This window comes from Chamaesiphon sp. VAR_69_metabat_338 (assembly GCF_031423935.1).
In the GTDB taxonomy this organism is placed as follows: Bacteria; Cyanobacteriota; Cyanobacteriia; order Cyanobacteriales; family Chamaesiphonaceae; genus Chamaesiphon.
This window is the reverse complement of the sequence record NZ_JANPGM010000379.1, coordinates 1-2,837: the sequence shown is the minus strand read 5'-3', so window position 1 is coordinate 2,837 and position 2,837 is coordinate 1. Positions and strand designations below refer to the sequence as shown.

At 46.4% G+C, this 2,837-nt stretch carries 1 protein-coding gene; it reads left to right on the top strand.

The genetic code is table 11. From position 1 onward, the window contains the following. Positions 1 to 261 precede the first annotated feature (261 nt). Positions 262 to 2,751 (top strand): dynamin family protein, encoded by a 2,490-nt coding sequence (locus RMO84_RS10620; protein ID WP_310488433.1) that lies wholly within the window; start codon positions 262 to 264, stop codon positions 2,749 to 2,751. Positions 2,752 to 2,837: the final 86 nt, after the last annotated feature.

Sequence of the window (2,837 nt, the reverse complement as noted above, 5' to 3'; positions counted from 1 at the left end):
TTGTATTTATCTATGGTAACTCGCGATCGACTGGTGGCGTTGGGTTGATAACCGATTATTATGCGGGGCTACGTGAAGAGATTTTTTCATTCGACTAAATAATCGATCGACTCTCGGTTCGATCGAGCTGAGATTGCCAGCAAAAATTGCCATATTAATAATTTCGATCGCGAGATGTCTGAGTCAGTTTGGGTAATCTAAGGGCTAGTAGCGATATTTCGTCAGATCTCGCTCCCGACACAATTACCCTCACCCCGATATATGAATCAGCAACGCCCCAATACTCTGCCCCAATGTCAAAACCTCCAATCGCAGGTGGATTCGGTGCTCAATCTCCTGAAACAGGAGCCGACTCTACAAGCACGAGTAGACACCAGTGCCGTCCGCGCGTCGCTCAAAAAAGCGATCGCACCTACCTTTGAGATTGTCTTTGCTGGGGCGTTTAGTGCTGGCAAATCGATGCTGATTAATGCCCTGTTAGAGCGAGAATTGCTCTACAGTGCGGAGGGACATGCAACGGGGACAGAATGCCAAATTGCCTATGCAGAGCCAGAGCAAGAGCGGGTAGTGCTGACCTTTTTGTCTGAGGCTGAAGTTTTGAGCCAGGTGCAGTTACTAGGTAAAAAGTTAGGCTTGAATTTGCACGATCCCCAACAGGCGACCTTGCTATTACAAGAGCAGACTTTAATGGATACACTGCGCGATTCTTGTATCGCCATTATTCAGCAAGAAGGCGGTGAAAGTAAGTCCGAGCGGGCTAAACAAGCTTCAGCATTTAAGCTGCTGATTCAAGGTTTTGTTGATAATAAAAAATACATCGACAAAACTACCAATCGCACGCTCTCGATGGAGCAATTTGATTTTAAAAACCTCCAGGAAGCTGCCAGTTATGCGCGACGGGGTAGCAATAGCGCGGTACTGCGACGGGTAGAGTATTACTGTCATCATCCCCTGCTCCAAGATGGCAACGTCCTCGTCGATACCCCTGGCATCGATGCACCAGTCAAGCGGGATGCAGAGCTTACTTATACCAAGATTGAAAATCCCGACACTTCTGCCGTCGTCTGCGTGTTAAAACCTGCTGCGGCTGGGGACATGACTACCGAAGAAACCGAAATGCTCGAACGGATTCGTCAAAATCCTGGCGTTCGCGATCGTGTCTTCTACATTTTCAATCGCATCGATGAAACCTGGTACAATGCCCAACTGCGTCAGCGGCTAGATACTCTCATTGGCGAACAATTCCGCGATTCACAGCGCGTCTATAAAACCAGTGGTTTGTTAGGTTTCTGGGGTAGCCAACTCCGCCAAACCAGTGCAAGTGACAGATTTGGACTAAATTCCTTTTTTGCTGCCAGCGTCACCCCCGATGTCGAGCAGACACCCCAATTTGTAAATGAATTCAATCGCTATTGTTCGATCTCTGGTAAATTACCGATCGATCGATTTCGGGTAGATGTCCGCAGCTACGAATCGGCAACTGAAAACTACGTCAGGATTCTCGGCGAACAGGGAAGCGGCTTAGTCGAACAACTCATCAAAGATAGCGGCATCGAAGAATTTCGGACTGCCATCACGCGCTATCTAATGGAAGAAAAACGCCCGTTATTACTCGTCAATCTCGCCGACGATCTTCAGCCCATCTGTATCAATCTCCGCCGCAATTATCTCGAAAGCTGGCACTATCTCAAAGCCCAACCACAGGATGCCAATGCAATTAAAGAGCAAGAAATTCAGCTGCTGAGCAAACAGCTTAAAGATGTCGGCGACGATTTTACCCAACACATTCAAGCGATCGTCAATGAAGTAGTTGCTAGTAATACTAACGCCGCTTTCGAGGCAGATTTCACCAAACTCAAAGCCAAAATGGTCAGTCGGCTGGATGAATTGCTTACTACCTTCTCAGTCAGTCACGTCCACCAACAAGCCCAAGCCAGCCACCGCCGCAACTCAGTCGTCCCCTTAATTGGAATTTTGAGCGAAGCCTTCTACTACTTATCTAATGGTTTAGAAGAAGTCTTAGTCGCCGCCGTTGCCGAATTAGTCGCCAACTTTTTCCAACAGTTAATCACCCAAATTCAAAAGCAAGAATATTATCGCAACCTCTATCGATTACTCGGTAACGACAGCGATATCGAACAAAATCTCAAACATTTAGAAACGATCGTCTCTAGTGCCCTAATTAATGCCGCACGAGTAGAATGCGATCGCTACGTCCGCGAACGTCCTGAATTTTTCACCGAAGGTACGTCTTCACTATTCCAACTCCGCCAAACGCTCCAACAAGCCTGTCGGGGTTACGATCATTACAATATGATCGAAGCCGAACCAGCAATTCGCCAGTTACTAAAAATCGACTTTGAAGAAAAGGTGCGCGAAACGGTGATGCGATCGTTCCGCCAAGTCATCAATCAATCGCTCAACAATCAATTACTTCCGATCGCGAATATCCAAGCTGAACAAATCCTCGGTCAATACGATCGCGCCCGCGCCTATTTAGCGAAGGCATTAGAAAAAAAAGCCGAAGAAAAAATCCGTCAAAATCAACGTCAGTTAGCCGAAGTCGAACAACGGATCGGTGTTTTTAATGAGGCTGTGGAGGGGATTAATAGCTGTCTTGAAGCCATGCAATTAGACAGACATCGTTTGCCAACGTTGAGTCAGTCAGATTTATTGTTATTACCTGTTAATGATAATACTGAACCTATTGAATCTTTGGTAGAGTTGGTAGCAGTGGGGGAGAGTAATTAAGTTTTAGATTACTCGATCGATCCTTGATTGTGAGGATCGATCGAATATTACTCCTAATTCTTGGGCACTCTATAGATATATCCTGT

Bases quoted from the DNA above. Each gene is read 5' to 3' on its own strand.
- RMO84_RS10620 (WP_310488433.1), top strand. From the start codon at position 262: ATGAATCAGCAACGCCCCAATACTCTGCCCCAATGTCAAAACCTCCAA.